A 15,680-nucleotide genomic window follows, 5' to 3' on the forward strand; every position below is an offset into this window, starting at 1 on the left:
CGTAGGCTTTGCTCTCTTCACGCTATTGGCCAGTTACTGCAATCAAGCCGCGCTAAACAACCGATGCGGATCGATCACAAACTTCTTCGGCACACCAGCATCGAACTCGCCGTAGCCCTGCGGGGCCTGGTCGAGGCTGATTACCTGCACGCCAACCACTTCGGCGATGTTGATGCGGTCCCACATGATGGCTTGCATGAGTTGGCGGTTGTACTTCATCACCGGGGTTTGGCCGGTATGGAAGCTGTGGGATTTGGCCCAGCCCAGGCCGAAGCGAATGCTCAATGCCCCCACCTTGGCGGCAGCGTCGTGGGCACCCGGGTCTTCGGTAACGTAAAGGCCTGGAATGCCGATCTTTCCGGACACCCGGGTGATTTGCATCAAGGAGTTAAGCACAGTGGCCGGGGCTTCCTGCTGAGCGCCTGCATGGCCATGGCCGCGCGCTTCGAAACCTACGGCGTCTACCGCGCAGTCCACTTCAGGCTCGCCCAGCAGGTTGGCGATCTGCTCATGCAGTGGGGTGTCCTGGCTCAGGTCGGCGATCTCGAAGCCTACGGCCTTGGCATGGGCCAGGCGGGTGGGGTTCACGTCCCCCACAATCACCACGGCGGCGCCCAGCAAACGAGCCGAGGCGGCAGCCGCCAGGCCAACCGGGCCGGCGCCGGCAACGTAGACGGTACTGCCAGGCCCGACGCCTGCGGTGACCGCCCCATGGTAGCCGGTGGGCAAGATGTCCGAGAGGCAGGTGAGGTCGCGGATCTTCTCCATGGCCCTGTCGCGGTCAGGCAGCTTGAGCAGGTTGAAGTCGGCATACGGCACCAGCACGTATTCGGCCTGGCCGCCGGTCCAGTCACCCATGTCCACATAACCATAAGCGCCGCCAGCACGGGCCGGGTTTACGGTCAGGCATACGCCGGTGTGTTGCTCCTTGCATGAGCGGCAGCGGCCGCACGCTACGTTGAACGGCACAGATACCAGGTCACCGAGTTGCAGGTTTTCGACGTCGCTGCCTTTTTCGATCACTTCACCAGTGATTTCGTGGCCGAGCACAAGCCCAACCTGGGCAGTGGTACGGCCGCGCACCATGTGTTGGTCCGAGCCGCAGATGTTGGTGGAAACCACACGCAGGATCACCCCATGCTCGATCTTGCGCCCGCGGGGGTCCTGCATCTTGGGATATGCGATGGATTGCACCTCGACCTTGCCGGTTCCCAGGTACACCACGCCACGATTGTCAGCCATGCTCGTTCACCTCGCTATTGTTGTTTTAGCTGCAAGCTGTAAGCGGCAAGCTGCAAGAAGCAGCAGCCCTACCTTTTGCTTGAAGCTTGTTGCTTGAAGCTTGAAGCCGGCGGCCAAGCCGCCGTTAGAGAACGACGGTACGGTTGGCGTTAAGGAACACCCGCCGCTCGATGTGATAACCCACTGCTCTGGCCAGGGTGAGGCATTCGATGTCTCGGCCCTTGGCGACCAGGTCTTCGGCGTAATGGGCGTGGTCTACTACTTCCACGCCCTGAGCAATGATCGGCCCTTCGTCCAGGTCGTTGTTGATGTAATGCGCCGTGGCGCCCACCAGTTTCACGCCCTTGTTGTAGGCCTGATGGTAAGGCTTGGCGCCTTTGAAGCCGGGCAGCAGTGAATGGTGGATGTTGATGGCCCAGCCATCCAGGCGCCGGCATAGCTCGGGCGAGAGCACTTGCATGTACCGAGCAAGGATCACCAGCTCGGCACCCGTGCTTTCCACCACCTCCATCACCTTGCGTTCCTGGGCTGGTTTGTCGGCCGGGTCCAGGGGGAAGTGGTAGTACGGAATGTCATGCCAGCGCGCCAGCGGCTCCAGGTCAGGGTGATTGGAAACTACCGCCGTCACGTCCATCGGCAACTGCCCGATGCGCTGGCGGTACAGCAGGTCGTTCAGGCAGTGGTCTGCCTTGGACACCATGATCACTACCTTGGGCCGGTACTGCGGCGCGGTGAGCTCGAAGCGCATGCCGAACTCGTATACGCGTTCACCCAGCCCGGCGCGAAAGCCCTGCTCATCGAAGCCTTCGGGCTGGCGGAATTCCACGCGGATGAAAAATCGCGCGGAGAGCCTGTCATCGAAGGAATGGTGCTCGGTGACGTAACAACCCTGCTCGTACAGGTAGCGGGTGACCGCGTCCACCGTGCCGAGCCGGCTGGGGCAGTCGGCGGCGAGTATCCAGGTATCAGGGGCGCGGCTCATGGGGTTCTCCGTAAAAAAGCCGTAGGAGCGGGCGATAGCCCGCGAACGGGGTAGATCAGTTGTTCGCGGGCTTACGCCCACTCCTACACCACAGCCAGCCCGTACTCCGCGCTGGCATCCTGCAGCCACAGCCACCAGTAATCGGCGAAGCTGCGGCGGATCACCAGCTCCCAGGTGTCCTCGCCCATGCGCCGAATGATCAGCTGCGACTTGGCGAACACCGTCCCCACACCCTTGCCCACGGGGAAGTTGTTTGGATGTACATCGTAGCTGGTAGATTTCATCAGCATCTCACGGACCTTCGGCCCGGTGAGCTCCAGTACAGTTTGCCCGCCACTCACATTCACCACTTGGATGTGCTGCCCGTCCAATGCATCGCGCAGGCGCTGCTCGGCGGCGAATTCCTCCCCGCGCGGGCAGATGAACAGCCACTCGTCCGGCCCCATCCATTGGAGTGTAGTGTCGCCACTGCCCACCACGGTGAGCGCAACCGGCAGCTCCAGGCCGAGCGCCTTATGCACCCCGCTCGCGAATGCAGGGTTATTGCCATCGCCGCGCAGGGTGAGATGGCCCAGCAGTTTCTTTTCCCGAAGGGTTACGCCTGCACTTGCCCTACCCTTGCCAACCAGGCTGGCAAGGTCTGCATGATGCAGAGGGGTCTCGGCCTTCACCGGGGCATCGGGGCGCTGCTGGTATACGTTGGCTGTGCTCATTTCAAAGCCCTTCAAAAATGTCGTGGGTGCCGGTGCCGGTCATACGTTCTGCCGCTCGCCTTTTGGGTCCACGAACACTGAACCGCAGATCTCCGCTTCGATGGCGCTGCCGTCGGCGAGCGGGGCCCACACCTTTTCGCCCATGCGCTTGAGCCCGCCTTTCACCACAGCCATCGCAAAGGAACGGCCCAGCGTGGGGCTCATGTAGCTGGAGGTCACGTGGCCCACCATGTCCATGGGGATCGGCTGCTTGGGATCGAACACCAGTTGCGCGCCTTCAGGCAGTACGCGGTTGGGGTCAACCGGCTTGAGGCCTACCAGTTGCTTGCGGTCTTCACGCACGCAATCTTCGCGGCTCATGCCGCGCGAACCGATCCACGGGAAGGGCTTGGTACGGCCCACACACCAGCCCATGTTCAGGTCGTCCGGTGTCATGGAGGCGTCCGTGTCCTGGCCCACGATGATGAAGCCCTTCTCGGCCCGCAGCACGTGCATGGTCTCGGTGCCATACGGCGTAAGGTTGTACGCCTTGCCGGCTTCGACGATGGCTTCGAGCACGCCCATGGCGTAGTCGGCCTGGATGTTCACTTCGTAGGACAGCTCACCTGTGAACGAGATGCGGAAGACACGCGCCGGCACGCCCGCCACCTTGCCTTCCTGCCAGGTCATGAACGGGAACGCTTCCTTGTCCAGATTGATGTCGGTGACATGGCTCAACAGCTTGCGGCTGTTGGGGCCCGACAGCGTGAGCGTGGCCCAATGGTCGGTGACCGAGGTGAAGTACACCTTCAGTTCCGGCCATTCGGTCTGGTGGTACAACTCAAGCCACTGCAGCACGCGCGCCGCGCCACCGGTGGTGGTGGTCATCAGGAAGTGATTGTCGGCCAGGCAGGCGGTCACGCCGTCATCGAACACCATGCCATCTTCTTTGCACATCAAGCCGTAGCGGGCCTTGCCCACGTCCAGCTTGGTCCAGGCGTTGGTGTACACACGGTTCAGGAACTCACGGGCGTCCGGGCCCTGAATGTCGATTTTGCCAAGGGTGGAGGCGTCGAGCAGGCCCACGCTGTCACGCACGGCCTTGCATTCGCGGGCCACGGCACTGTGCAGGTCCTCGCCACGGCGCGGGAAGTACCAAGGGCGCTTCCACTGGCCCACATCCTCGAACTCCGCGCCTTGCTTCACGTGCCAGGCATGCAGCGCGGTGAAGCGCACGGCATCGAACAGGTGGCCGCAGTTGCGCCCGGCCACCGCGCCGAAGGTCACCGGCGTGTAATTGGGGCGGAACATGGTGGTGCCCATCTCGGTGATGGAGATGCCACGGGACCGCGCCGCGATGGCCAGGCCGTTGATATTGCCCAGCTTGCCTTGATCGGTACCGAAGCCCAGCGCGGTATAGCGCTTCACGTGCTCCACGGATTCGAAGCCTTCGCGGGTGGCCAGCTCGATCGCCGCCGCGGTAACGTCATTCTGCAGGTCCACGAACTGCTTCGGCGCCCGTGCGGTGGATTTGTCATGGGGTACCTGGAACAGCGCCAGGGTAGGTTCTTCAAGGCGGCTTACGGCTGTGGGCACCACGCCTTCCACGATCTTGAAGCCTGCTTCTGCCGCAGCGCGCGCGCCACCTTCAAAGCCGTCTGCCAAGGCGTCCCCCAGCGGGTACACACCGTTGATGCCGCCTACACAGACACGCTTTTGCGCCGCTTCTCCTGGTACGAAACCGAGGATGTCTTCACGCCAGATCGGGCGCCCGCCCAGGTGGGACGCCAAGTGAACCACGGGGCTATAGCCACCGGAGCTCGCCACCAGGTCGCACTCCAGCCATTCGCCCGGGCTGAGTACCTTCATGGCCTTGGCGTCGATGGCAGCGATGCGGGCCCCGGTTACCCGGCGGGTACCGCGGGTTTCAAGTACCGCGCTGCTGGTCAGGATTCGTACGCCTTTGGCGCGAGCTTCCTCTACCAGCGCGCCCCGCGGGTTGGGACGGGCATCGGCGATGGCCACCACTTGCAGGCCCGCATCAAGCCAATCCAGCGCAGCCCGGTAAGCGTGATCGTTGTTGGTGCCCAGTACCAGTTGCTTGCCGGGCGCCACGCCGTATCGGCGCACGTAGGTGGAAACCGCCCCGGCCAGCATGTTGCCGGGCAAATCGTTGTTGCCGTACACCTGCGGCCGCTCGTGAGCACCGGTTGCCAGTACCACGCGGTTGGCCCGCACACGGTGAACACGCTGGCGCACCTGCCCGATCGGCGCGCGCTCGCCCAGATGGTCGGTAAGGCGCTGGTGAATGGTGAGGAAGTTATGGTCGTGGTAACCATTGACCGTGGAGCGTGGCAGCAGGGTCACGTCCGCCATACCGCTCAGCTCGGCCAGCACGGTGGCGACCCACTCGGCCGCAGGCTTGCCGTCGAGGGTTTCCCGGGTGTCCAGCAGGCTACCACCGAACTCTTCCTGCTCGTCCGCCAGGATCACCCGCGCGCCGCTGCGCGCGGCCGCCAGCGCCGCTGCAAGCCCGGCCGGGCCCGCGCCCACAATCAGCACATCGCAGTGCTGGTTCATGTAGTCGTAGCTGTCGGGGTCGATCTCGGTCGGCGAACGGCCAAGCCCGGCGGCCTTGCGGATGTACTTCTCGTAGGTCATCCAGAAGGATTGCGGGTACATGAACGTCTTGTAGTAGAAGCCCGGGGGCATTAGCTTGCCGCCCACCTTGCCGAGGATGCCCATCAAGTCGTTGTTCACGTTGGGCCAGCCGTTGGTGCTGCTGGCGACCAGGTTGGCGTACAGCGCCTGCTGCGTGGCGCGCACGTTCGGGATCTGGGTGGCTTCGGTGGCGCCGATCTGCAACACGGCGTTGGGCTCTTCGGCGCCAGCGGCGACGATGCCGCGCGGGCGCGAATACTTGAAGCTGCGCCCGATCACATCCACGCCATTGGCCAGCAGGGCCGAGGCGAGCGTGTCGCCTTCAAAGCCGGTATAGCGCTGGCCATTGAAGGTAAATTCGATGCGTTTGTTGCGGTCGATACGGCCGCCGCTGGACAGGCGATTGACCTGGCTCATACCTTTTCCCCTTGCGCACGGGTCACTGGCTGCGCCGCGGAGGGCTTTTGCGTGACCTGCGGTTTGGCACCGATCGGATAGGTTTCGAAAATCTCGTAGGTGACCGTGTCGCGGCTCATGTTGAAGTAGCGGCGGCAACCGGTGGCGTGCAGCCACAGCTCATGGTGAATCCCGCGCACGTTGTCGCGGAAGAACATGTAGGTGCCCCACTCCTCGTCGGTGCAGGCGGCAGGGTCGAGCGGGCGCGGGATATGCGCCTGGCCGGCCACCTGAAATTCCTCTTCGGAACGGGCTTCGCCGCAATACGGACAGAAGATATGCAGCATGGTGGTGTCTCCGGTCAGTGGGCCACGGCGGCGGCGCCGTGCTCGTCGATGAGGGCGCCGTTGTAGAAGCGGTCGATGGAAAACGGTTTGGCCAGCGGGTGCATTTCCCCCTTGGCCAGGCTGGCGGCGAACACGTTGCCCGAGCCCGGCGTAGCCTTGAAGCCGCCGGTACCCCAGCCGCAGTTGAAGAACAGGTCCTTCACCGGCGTTTTGCTGATGATCGGGCAGGCGTCGGGCGTGGTGTCGACGATCCCGCCCCACTGGCGGTTCATGCGCACCCGCGACAACACGGGGAACATTTCCACGATGGCCTGCAGGGTGTGTTCGATCACCGGGTAAGAGCCGCGCTGGCCGTAGCCGACCCAGCTGTCGATACCGGCGCCGATCACCAGGTCGCCCTTGTCGGACTGGCTGATGTAACCGTGCACGGCGTTGGACATGATCACGCTGTCGATGATGGGCTTGAGCGGCTCGGACACCAGCGCTTGCAACGGGTGGGATTCAATCGGCAGGCGGAAGCCGGCCAGGCTGGCCATGTAGCCCGAATTACCGGCGGTAACCACGCCCACACGCTTGCCGCCGATGAAGCCTCGGTTGGTTTCCACGCCGATCACCACGCCGTTTTCCTTGCGGAAACCGGTAACCTCGGTTTGTTGAATCAGGTCCACGCCCAGCGCGTCGGCGGCACGGGCATACCCCCAGGCGACCGCGTCGTGGCGAGCCACCCCGCCCCGGCGTTGAACCGTGGCTCCGATAATCGGGTAGCGGGTATTTTTCGAGCAATCCAGGTAAGGGATTTCCTCGGCAACCTGTTGGGCATTGAGCAATTCGCCGTCCACGCCATTGAGGCGGTTGGCGCTTACCCGCCGCTCGGAGTCACGCATGTCTTGCAGGGTGTGGCAAAGGTTGTATACGCCACGCTGAGAAAACATCACGTTGTAGTTGATGTCCTGGGACAACCCTTCCCACAGTTTCATCGCGTGCTCGTACAAGTGGGCGGATTCGTCCCACAGGTAGTTCGAACGCACGATGGTGGTGTTACGGGCGGTGTTGCCGCCGCCCAGCCAGCCTTTCTCGATCACGGCCACATTGGTGATGCCGTGTTCCTTGGCCAGGTAGTACGCCGTGGCCAGGCCGTGGCCGCCACCGCCTACGATGATCACGTCATACACAGGCTTGGGCGTGGGCGTGCGCCACATGCGCTGCCAGTTTTCGTGGTGGCTGAGGGAGTGCTTGAAGAGGCCAAAGCCTGAATAGCGCTGCATGATCGGTACTCCAGCTCAGCGGTAAACCGGGAATTCGGCGCACAGGGTGCTGACCTGGGCAGCCACGTTGGCCTCCACGTCGGCGTCGCCGAGGTTGTCGAGAATGTCGCAGATCCAGCCCGCCAGCACCTGGCACTGCTCCACTCTGAAGCCGCGGCTGGTAACCGCCGGGGTGCCAATCCGCAGGCCGGAGGTCACGAAGGGGGACTGCGGGTCGTTAGGCACGGCGTTCTTGTTCACTGTGATATGGGCACGGCCGAGGGCCGCATCCGCTGCCTTGCCGGTGAGCCCCTGCCGGATGAGGCTGACGAGGAACAGGTGGTTGTCGGTGCCGCCGGAGACCACGTCGTAACCGCGGTCCACGAATACCCCGGCCATGGCCTGGGCGTTGTCGATCACCTGTTGCTGGTACACCTTGAAGCCCGGCTCCGAGGCTTCCTTGAAGCACACGGCCTTGGCCGCGATCACATGCATCAGTGGGCCACCCTGGCCACCGGGGAATACCGCGGCGTTGAGCTTCTTTTCAAGCTCTTCGTTGTGGCGCGCCAGGATCAACCCACCGCGTGGGCCGCGCAGGGTCTTGTGGGTAGTGGTGGTCACCACGTCGGCATAGGGCAGCGGGTTCGGGTACAGCCCGGCCGCCACAAGCCCAGCCACGTGGGCCATGTCCACGAAGAGGTAGGCGCCTACCTTGTCAGCGATTTCACGGAAGCGGGCGAAATCCAGCGTCTTGGAATAGGCGGAGAAACCGGCGATGACCATCTTCGGTTTGCATTCCAGGGCCAAACGCTCGACCTCGTCGTAGTCGATCAGCCCGGTGGCCGTGTCCAGGCCGTACTGCACGGCGTTGTACAACTTGCCGGAGAAACTCACCTTGGCGCCGTGGGTAAGGTGGCCACCGTGCGCCAGGCTCATGCCCAGCACCGTGTCGCCCGGTTGCAGCAGCGCCAGGTACACGGCGGCATTGGCCTGCGAGCCGGAATGCGGCTGCACATTGGCGTAGTCGGCGCCAAACAGCGCCTTGGCGCGATCGATGGCCAGTTGCTCTACCGTGTCCACATGCTCGCAACCGCCGTAGTAGCGCTTGCCCGGGTAGCCTTCGGCGTACTTGTTGGTAAGGCCGCTGCCCTGGGCTTCCATCACACGCTTGCTGGTGTAGTTTTCCGACGCGATCAGCTCGATATGGTCTTCCTGGCGCTGCTCCTCGGCGTTGATGGCTGCCAGCAGTGCGTCGTCATATCCCTGAATCTGGTCTTGCTTGCTGAACATCGCGGATCTCCCAGCGCGGATGGCGCCTGTCATAGGTGCAGTGGGGTCGATGGTAGGCTCGGCCCCGGTGCGTCAGATGCCTATGGGCGCCACGCATCGGTGCGATTACGACATGGACGGAACCTTCGCTCCCATACCGCTCTAGGCCCGCGCGGCGTACAGTAGCCCGGGTATCTACTATGGAAGTGCCCCATGTACGAGCAAAGCCAACAATTCGCCAGCGACAACTACTCTGGCGTGTGCCCGGAAGCCTGGGCGGCAATGGAATTGGCCAATCAGGGCCATCAGCGCGCCTATGGCGATGATGAATGGACGGCCCGGGCGGCGGACCATTTCCGCCGACTGTTCGAAACCGACTGCGAGGTGTTTTTCGCCTTCAATGGCACGGCCGCGAACTCGCTGGCCTTGTCGGCCTTGTGCCAGAGCTACCACAGTGTGATCTGCTCGGACGTCGCCCACGTGGAAACCGACGAATGCGGTGCGCCGGAGTTTTTCTCCAACGGTTCCAAATTGCTGACCGCCCGCAGCGAAGCCGGCAAGCTCACTTCCGAGGCTATCCGTGAGATCGCCTTGAAGCGCCAGGATATCCACTACCCCAAGCCTCGTGTGGTGACGCTTACCCAGGCCACGGAAGTGGGCACGCTGTACAGGCCCGATGAGTTGAAGGCCATCAGTGCAACCTGCCGCGAACTGGGGCTCAACCTGCACATGGACGGCGCCCGCTTCGCCAACGCCTGCGCCTCGCTGGGTTGCAGCCCGGCCGAGCTGAGCTGGAAGGCTGGCGTGGACGTACTGTGCTTTGGCGGCACCAAGAATGGGATGGCCGTGGGTGAGGCGATTCTATTCTTCCGCAAGGAACTGGCCGAGGACTTCGATTACCGCTGCAAGCAAGCAGGCCAGTTGGCGTCAAAGATGCGCTTCCTGTCGGCGCCGTGGGTAGGTTTACTGGAAAACGACGCCTGGCTGCGCCATGCCCGGCACGCCAACGCCTGTGCCCGCCTGTTGTCAGAGCTGATTGCAGACATCCCTCAGGTGAGCCTGATGTTCCCGGTAGAAGCCAACGGCGTGTTCCTGAATATGCCTCAGCCTGCGCTGGCAGCACTACAGGGCCGTGGCTGGCGCTTCTATACCTTTATCGGCGGCGGCGCGCGCTTCATGTGCTCGTGGGACACCAGCGAAGCCCGCGTGCGAGAACTGGCGGCGGACATTCGTGCAGTGGTGGACGGCAACGCTGCGGCCTTGTAGATGTTTTAGGGCGACACATTTCGCGAGCCTCGCCCGCTTCCAGCAACGCGAAGGGGCTCCCACGGCGATCGGCGGGCGACTACAGCTTGAAACCACCCATCTGCCGCCGGAGCGCGTCGGCCAGGGCCATCAGCGTCTGGCATTGCTCGCGGCAGTCGCGCACTTCAGCGGCGGTGGACCTCGCCAGGTCGGAGATACCTTGCACGTTACGGTTGATCTCCTCGGTGACCGCCGACTGCTCCTCGGTAGCGGTGGCAACTTGATGGTTCACATCGCTGATTCGTTCCACCTGGCCGCTGATCGCCGCGAGTGACGCACCTGTGCGCTCGCTCGCGGCACCCAGAGGCCCGGCCAGCAGGCGCTCGATGTCGTTGCGAGTGGCCTCGATGCTGGCAGGTAACGCTGTTTCAACCAGATAACGCTTGGCCAGGCGGTCGATCACGGCCGTGTACAAGCCGACCACGATCAGCAGGCTGACAATCAGCGCTGCGCCCATGCTCAAGATCAACTTCCACTGGATACTGCGTTGCCAAAGCTGCATGGTGGCTCCTCGAGGCGTACCTGCCACGCGCCCACAGGCGTACTGCCGGTATCTCGCGCGCCCAGCGGCGCGGTACGGCACCGCGCCTTGCCCTTAGTGGACCGCAAGCAGCGCTTCACTGCTCAACCCTGCTGCAGCGGGGCGACCAACCGGCTTATGCTGCCTGAGTGAGCGAAGCGGCGTTGATTACTCCGCCGCCTTCCCTACGGTCCGCTCCAGCTGTTCTACCGTAGCGTTGACCTGGCTTTCGTATTCTTCCAGCGCCAGCTGGTGTTCACGACGAGCCTCCAGCAACTGAGAGCAGATGTTCATGGCGGTAAGCACCAGCAAGCGGTCGCCCAGCAACGTGGGGTGCTTCTTCTTGGTCTCGGCCAGGCTCGCCTTGAGCATCATTGCCGCATCGAACAAGGTTTGTTCCTGATCGGCCGGGGCACGCAGGGTGTAGTCGCTGCCGAGGATTTCGACTACCCGCGTGGTGTTCTGGCTCATGCGCCAACCGGTTCGGGGCTGACCCTTTGAATCAGGGCCTGAATGCGTGCTGCCGTAGCGCCTTGCTGTTCTTCCTGCTCCAGCAGGGAGATCTGCAGGCTGTCGTTCTCATCCCGGGCTTGCGCCAGCTCGGCGCTCAGCTTGCCATTCGCCTCGGCCAATTGACGGTTCTGCTCTAGCAGTTCGCCGACCAGTGTTTCCAGTTTGTTAAGGGATGCTTCCAACATGAGGGGTACTCGAAACCAGGGTGAAGATGAAGGGCGCGTACGATAAGAAAAAAGCGCGCGCCTCGCCAGCGCGAAGGTATGAACAAGCATGAAAATACAAGATGAAGCCTGCCGCTTCGCGTTGGGCATGCGACTCGAGGATAGATGCCGGGTTCCCGGGCCAGGGTAACAACGGACCAACGGTCAGCGACGTACCGCGTAGCAGGCCCTGACCCTGTGAGAGAGGCGAACCCTGCGAGCACTCCCTCAATACTCGATCCGCACATCCCCCTTGGGCACGCTGCAGCACGCCAGGATGTACCCCTCGGCTTCGTCTTCCTCCGTAATGCCCCCGTTGTGTTCCATTTCTACCTCGCCGCTAAGCTTGAGCACCTTGCAGGTGCCGCAGATGCCCATCCCACAGGCCTTGGGAATGGTAAGCCCCAGCTTGGCGGCTGCGGCGTGGACTGTTTCCCCCGGGGTCACGCGGATGCTCTTGCCGGTATCCACGAACTCCACCTGGTGCAGGTCCGCGGCAGGTACCTCCGGCGCGTCGGCGGCTTGCTCGGCTTGCTCCACTGCGTCTGCCCGTGCCTCGGGCGGCGTGGCGCCAAAGGATTCTTCGTGATAGCGGCGCATGTCAAAGCCGGCCTGCTCAAGCAGCCGTTTCACTGCCGTCATGTACGGGGTGGGGCCGCAGCAGAACACTTCCCGGTCGAGGAAGTCCGGTGCCATGAGCTCGAGCATCGGGCGGTTCAGGTAACCCCGGTATCCAGCCCAGGGTTCACCCAGGCCGTGTTTCTCACAAATGATATGTAGCGCGAAGTTGGGAATACGCGCCGCCATCTGCTCCAGCTCGCGGTGGTAGATGATGTCTTTGGGGGAGCGGGCGCTGTGCACGAAAATCATGTCCACGTTGGCGTTGGTGTCATAGAACCAACGAGCCATGGACATTACCGGCGTGATCCCCACCCCGCCGCTCAGGTACAACACCCTGGTAGAGGGGTAATCCATGGCATTGAACAGCCCCACCGGGCCATGCACCGCCAGCTCCTGGCCCTCGTGAAGAGTGTCGTGCAGCCAGTTGGACACGCGCCCGCCCGGCACACGCTTGATGGTAATGGAGAAGCTGTAAGGCACTGAGGGTGAACTGGAAATGGTATAGGAGCGCATCACTGGCTGGCCGTCGATTTCCAGCTCCAGGGTCACGAACTGCCCGGGCTTGAAGAAGAACATTACCGGCTGGTCGGCCATGAAGCAGAACGTACGTACATCCCAGGTTTCCTGAATCACCTTGACGCAACGAACGACATGACGGCCATTGGCCCAGGTCTGGGTGGTGACCGGGTTCAGGAAATTATCAGACATGCTTGCCACTCCATAGCCGACCACCGGCCTTGTGGTCCCGATTCTGCGTGGCGCCCGTGCAGCGAACTTTCCTGTTCGCGACATCGGCATGCTCATGGCGACCAGCCTTGCCAGCACTGGCTCGGGTGGTCGGGAACGGATTCGGCCATGTCGCCCATGGATAAGGTTCGCCACCTGCTCCCAAGCACACTCGCCACATATCGGTCGCAGCCTCGATTCAAGGTTGCGGCGCCACCGTGAAGCGCGATCCCGCGCGCCCCTACTGCCCTGCCGCCGGCGCGCCGGCCTTGAGGATTTTAACGATGGACGTCACCCAGAACCTGAGCCTTGGCGATCCGCTGGAACCCGCGCGCAGTGCCACCGCCCATATGCTGCAAACCCGGGAGCGCACGTTCTCGTTGCCGCAGCCGTTCTACACCGACGAAAGGCTGCACGAGATAGATATGCAGGAGATCTTCCACAAGGAGTGGCTGATCGCTGGCATGACCTGTGAAATCCCGAAAAAGGGTAACTACCTCACGCTGGAGATCGGTAAGAACCCGGTGATCGTGGTGCGCGGCGCAGACAACGCCATCCATGCCTTCCATAACGTGTGCCGCCACCGCGGCTCACGCTTGTGCACAGGCGAAAAAGGCAAGGTCGCCAAGCTGGTATGCCCTTACCACCAATGGACCTACGAGTTGGACGGCCGCCTGCTGTTCGCCGGCAGCGAAATGGGCGATGACTTCGACATGAAGGCGTACGGCTTGAAGCCCGTACATGTGAAAAACGCCGGTGGGTATATCTTCATCAGCCTGGCGGACAACCCGCCCGCCATCGACGAGTTCCTCCAGACCCTGGCCCATTATATGGAGCCCTACGACATGGAGAACACCAAGGTGGCTGTGCAAACCACCCTGCGCGAGAAAGCCAACTGGAAGCTGGTGCTGGAGAACAACCGCGAGTGCTACCACTGCAACGGCTCTCACCCGGAACTGCTCAACACCCTGCTGGAATGGGACGACACCAACGACCCGCGCGCCAGCCAGGCCTTCAAGGACCATGTGGCCGAATCCGCCGCGGCCTGGGAAGCGGAGAAGATCCCTTACCTGCACACCAGCTTCGGCCTGCGCAACCGCATCGTGCGCATGCCGCTGCTCAAGGGCACCGTTTCCATGACCATGGACGGCAAGCCTGGCTGCAGCAAGCTCATGGGTCGGATCAAGAACCCGGACCTGGGCTCAATGCGCATCCTGCACCTGCCCCATGCCTGGAACCACTGCATGGGCGACCATGTGATCGTATTCACCGTATGGCCGATCAGTGCACAGGAAAGCATCGTCAGCACCAAGTGGCTGGTGCACAAGGATGCCGTGGAAGGCGTGGATTACGACCCTGCTCGCCTGCGCCAGGTGTGGGACGCCACCAACGACCAGGACCGTCGCCTGGCCGAAGAAAACCAGAAGGGCATCAATTCAACTGCGTATCAACCTGGCCCGTACTCGAAAACCTACGAGTTCGGCGTGGTCAACTTTATCGACTGGTACAGCGAGCGCATGCTCAATAACCTGGGCGCCGAGCCGGCGGCGTATTTAAAGGGCGTGGCTGCGCACGAGTAGGTCACTGCGACCTAGCACGTCAACAAGCTCGATAGCACGAGGGGGCCGGCGCCTAAAGGCCTGGCGCCCCCATTGCACCGCCAGTGCCCCTCTGCCCAGGGCGGTAAGGGCAGTGGCGGCAATGGACGCGATTTTTGCCGCATCACTATCGGTAGCAATGCCTACGATCCAGGCCACGCTGCTGCCCGCCATCAGGGTGGCGTCTACCCCGACCATCAGTTTGGAGGGCGGCGAGACCCGGTAGCCTGTGAGCATCATCGCTCCGTAGGCCACGATCCCCAGTGCGCCCATGATATCGCCCAGCAAGTCCAAGGCTTCCTGACCACCTGGGTCATGTCGGTTGACCGGGTCGCCCTGACAATAGGTATAGGCATTAGGGCCGCCCCGAGCGAAGGGTGACAGGGCATCCGGCTGGCAGAACCGCATCATAATAGGCTGGTAAAGGCGGCGGCCATTGCCCAGTGGGTACACACCCCACGGCTCGCGCCGCTGCCCCGTGTAGCCGAGCTGGCCTGTCATGCCTGGGGTGGCCTGGTAGCCGAAAGGCAGATACGGCGCACGCGGCTTCACGTGGCTCAGTACTGTCCGCGCACGGTCATGGGCCACAAGAGCTGTGTGGGCAGGCTTAAGCCAACACATGCTTGAGTTCCTGCACTTCCCGCATATACCAGTGTTTCGCGTAGTAGCTGCGCCGCACGCCAAATACGCGACCAGCAGCCCTGCGCGCCCCTGCCTGCCAGATCATTGGAGCAAAAACAGTGATGCGCAGCGCTACCGATCCCACACCCAGGCCGATACTCGCCCAGGCAAGTGTGCTCTGGGCCTGCTGATCCGCTTGGGCGCCCGCGATCACCCCGGCAGCCACCGAGGCTCCGCTGGCCAACAGCGCAAGCCGGGTACCCCACATCATGGAAGCCGAAGTAGCTTTCATGCTCTTGCTGCCCAGGTTTGTCAGGTGCAGCGCGGTCATGGCAATACCGTTCACAATCCCGCCAATGACGAGGGAGGCAAATGCGCGGCCTGTCCTATCCACTCGGTTCACGGGGTCCCCGGCGCAATAGGCGTAGGCATTAGGGCCACCCTCGCCAAACGGGCTGTGCCGATCAGGCTGGGCAAATCGGCCAAGCGTTGCTTGATAGCCACGGTAACCCTCGCCCAGCATATATAGCCCTGCTGCTGATTCCATCCATTGGCCGGTAAACGCTGATTGGTTGCGCATCGCCAAGGGCTGTAAGGCGCCGAAGGGTGTATAGCAATGGCGGCCGGTACCTACCCCATGGCAGCTCGCGAGGACAGTGCCGGCACGGTCGGCCATCAACAATCTATCAGGCATGCCATTTTCCCCTGAGCCTGGCTGGAAGATTAGGCAAGTCATCCCT

At 62.7% G+C, this 15,680-nt stretch carries 14 protein-coding genes and 1 pseudogene; 2 read left to right on the forward strand and 13 right to left on the reverse strand.

The window, feature by feature from the left end; all coding sequences use genetic code 11:
* Nucleotides 1-42 precede the first annotated feature (42 nt).
* From fdhA to glyA, 7 genes are all read right to left on the reverse strand, one after another.
* Nucleotides 43-1,242: a formaldehyde dehydrogenase, glutathione-independent gene (fdhA, locus tag LG385_RS18705; protein WP_225775450.1), complete on the reverse strand. Its 1,200-nt coding sequence runs from the start codon at nt 1,240-1,242 to the stop codon at nt 43-45.
* A gap of 124 nt (nt 1,243-1,366) precedes the next feature.
* Nucleotides 1,367-2,224 carry a formyltetrahydrofolate deformylase gene (gene purU / locus LG385_RS18710; protein WP_225775451.1) on the reverse strand — a complete coding sequence of 286 codons (858 nt, stop codon included), beginning with the start codon at nt 2,222-2,224 and terminating at the stop codon, nt 1,367-1,369.
* An 83-nt stretch (nt 2,225-2,307) separates the two neighbouring features.
* A complete protein-coding gene (locus LG385_RS18715) occupies nt 2,308-2,937 on the reverse strand; it encodes a sarcosine oxidase subunit gamma (RefSeq protein WP_225775452.1) in 630 nt (209 codons plus the stop codon).
* Between the two features lie 39 nt (nt 2,938-2,976).
* Nucleotides 2,977-5,994 carry a sarcosine oxidase subunit alpha gene (locus tag LG385_RS18720; protein ID WP_225775453.1) on the reverse strand — a complete coding sequence of 1,006 codons (3,018 nt, stop codon included), beginning with the start codon at nt 5,992-5,994 and terminating at the stop codon, nt 2,977-2,979.
* A complete protein-coding gene (locus LG385_RS18725; RefSeq protein ID WP_181113386.1) occupies nt 5,991-6,320 on the reverse strand; it encodes a sarcosine oxidase subunit delta in 330 nt (109 codons plus the stop codon). The genes LG385_RS18720 and LG385_RS18725 overlap by 4 nt, the downstream gene beginning before the upstream one ends.
* A gap of 14 nt (nt 6,321-6,334) precedes the next feature.
* On the reverse strand, nt 6,335-7,585 hold the full coding sequence (locus LG385_RS18730) for a sarcosine oxidase subunit beta (RefSeq protein ID WP_225775454.1): 1,251 nt from the start codon (nt 7,583-7,585) through the stop codon (nt 6,335-6,337).
* Nucleotides 7,586-7,600: 15 nt separating this feature from the next.
* Entirely contained in the window at nt 7,601-8,854 is a 1,254-nt protein-coding gene (gene glyA, locus LG385_RS18735) for a serine hydroxymethyltransferase (protein WP_225775455.1), read from the reverse strand.
* Between the two features lie 192 nt (nt 8,855-9,046).
* Here glyA and LG385_RS18740 point away from each other — a divergent pair, with 192 nt between their 5' ends.
* Nucleotides 9,047-10,099: a threonine aldolase family protein gene (locus LG385_RS18740; protein WP_225775456.1), complete on the forward strand. Its 1,053-nt coding sequence runs from the start codon at nt 9,047-9,049 to the stop codon at nt 10,097-10,099.
* 79 nt (nt 10,100-10,178) lie between these two features.
* Here LG385_RS18740 and LG385_RS18745 read toward each other — a convergent pair.
* From LG385_RS18745 to gbcB, 4 genes and pseudogenes are all read right to left on the reverse strand, one after another.
* Nucleotides 10,179-10,433: pseudogene (locus tag LG385_RS18745) on the reverse strand (chemotaxis protein); the annotation flags it as partial.
* A 393-nt stretch (nt 10,434-10,826) separates the two neighbouring features.
* Nucleotides 10,827-11,129 (reverse strand): cell division protein ZapA, encoded by a 303-nt coding sequence (locus LG385_RS18750; RefSeq protein ID WP_181113401.1) that lies wholly within the window; start codon nt 11,127-11,129, stop codon nt 10,827-10,829.
* On the reverse strand, nt 11,126-11,356 hold the full coding sequence (locus LG385_RS18755) for a hypothetical protein (protein ID WP_225775457.1): 231 nt from the start codon (nt 11,354-11,356) through the stop codon (nt 11,126-11,128). Before LG385_RS18755 ends, LG385_RS18750 begins: the two co-directional genes overlap by 4 nt.
* Before the next feature lie 246 nt (nt 11,357-11,602).
* Nucleotides 11,603-12,703, reverse strand: coding sequence for a glycine-betaine demethylase subunit GbcB (gene gbcB, locus LG385_RS18760; protein ID WP_225775458.1), 1,101 nt, complete (start codon nt 12,701-12,703; stop codon nt 11,603-11,605).
* A gap of 302 nt (nt 12,704-13,005) precedes the next feature.
* On the opposite strand from gbcB, the gene gbcA reads away from it, so the two are divergent.
* Complete coding sequence (gene gbcA, locus LG385_RS18765) at nt 13,006-14,301, forward strand: glycine-betaine demethylase subunit GbcA (protein WP_225775459.1); 1,296 nt, start codon at nt 13,006-13,008, stop codon at nt 14,299-14,301.
* On the opposite strand, the gene LG385_RS18770 is transcribed toward gbcA, so the two are convergent.
* Together LG385_RS18770 and LG385_RS18775 are read right to left on the reverse strand one after the other, a co-directional pair.
* Nucleotides 14,275-14,940, reverse strand: a complete 666-nt coding sequence (locus LG385_RS18770) for an RHS repeat-associated core domain-containing protein (RefSeq protein WP_225775460.1) — start codon at nt 14,938-14,940, stop codon at nt 14,275-14,277. The two genes, gbcA and LG385_RS18770, sit on opposite strands and share 27 nt — an antisense overlap.
* Complete coding sequence (locus LG385_RS18775; protein ID WP_225775461.1) at nt 14,927-15,634, reverse strand: RHS repeat-associated core domain-containing protein; 708 nt, start codon at nt 15,632-15,634, stop codon at nt 14,927-14,929. Before LG385_RS18775 ends, LG385_RS18770 begins: the two co-directional genes overlap by 14 nt.
* Nucleotides 15,635-15,680: the final 46 nt, after the last annotated feature.

It is taken from the genome of Pseudomonas sp. Marseille-Q5115, from assembly GCF_916618905.1.
GTDB lineage: Bacteria > Pseudomonadota > Gammaproteobacteria > Pseudomonadales > Pseudomonadaceae > Aquipseudomonas > Aquipseudomonas japonica_A.

What these genes read in the sequence shown, in the direction of transcription:
- fdhA (WP_225775450.1), bottom strand. Translation starts at nt 1,242, where the DNA reads ATGGCTGACAATCGTGGCGTGGTGTACCTGGGAACCGGCAAGGTCGAG.
- purU (WP_225775451.1), bottom strand. Translation starts at nt 2,224, where the DNA reads ATGAGCCGCGCCCCTGATACCTGGATACTCGCCGCCGACTGCCCCAGC.
- LG385_RS18715 (WP_225775452.1), bottom strand. Translation starts at nt 2,937, where the DNA reads ATGAGCACAGCCAACGTATACCAGCAGCGCCCCGATGCCCCGGTGAAG.
- LG385_RS18720 (WP_225775453.1), bottom strand. Translation starts at nt 5,994, where the DNA reads ATGAGCCAGGTCAATCGCCTGTCCAGCGGCGGCCGTATCGACCGCAAC.
- LG385_RS18725 (WP_181113386.1), bottom strand. Translation starts at nt 6,320, where the DNA reads ATGCTGCATATCTTCTGTCCGTATTGCGGCGAAGCCCGTTCCGAAGAG.
- LG385_RS18730 (WP_225775454.1), bottom strand. Translation starts at nt 7,585, where the DNA reads ATGCAGCGCTATTCAGGCTTTGGCCTCTTCAAGCACTCCCTCAGCCAC.
- glyA (WP_225775455.1), bottom strand. Translation starts at nt 8,854, where the DNA reads ATGTTCAGCAAGCAAGACCAGATTCAGGGATATGACGACGCACTGCTG.
- LG385_RS18740 (WP_225775456.1), top strand. Translation starts at nt 9,047, where the DNA reads ATGTACGAGCAAAGCCAACAATTCGCCAGCGACAACTACTCTGGCGTG.
- LG385_RS18750 (WP_181113401.1), bottom strand. Translation starts at nt 11,129, where the DNA reads ATGAGCCAGAACACCACGCGGGTAGTCGAAATCCTCGGCAGCGACTAC.
- LG385_RS18755 (WP_225775457.1), bottom strand. Translation starts at nt 11,356, where the DNA reads ATGTTGGAAGCATCCCTTAACAAACTGGAAACACTGGTCGGCGAACTG.
- gbcB (WP_225775458.1), bottom strand. Translation starts at nt 12,703, where the DNA reads ATGTCTGATAATTTCCTGAACCCGGTCACCACCCAGACCTGGGCCAAT.
- gbcA (WP_225775459.1), top strand. Translation starts at nt 13,006, where the DNA reads ATGGACGTCACCCAGAACCTGAGCCTTGGCGATCCGCTGGAACCCGCG.
- LG385_RS18770 (WP_225775460.1), bottom strand. Translation starts at nt 14,940, where the DNA reads ATGTGTTGGCTTAAGCCTGCCCACACAGCTCTTGTGGCCCATGACCGT.
- LG385_RS18775 (WP_225775461.1), bottom strand. Translation starts at nt 15,634, where the DNA reads ATGCCTGATAGATTGTTGATGGCCGACCGTGCCGGCACTGTCCTCGCG.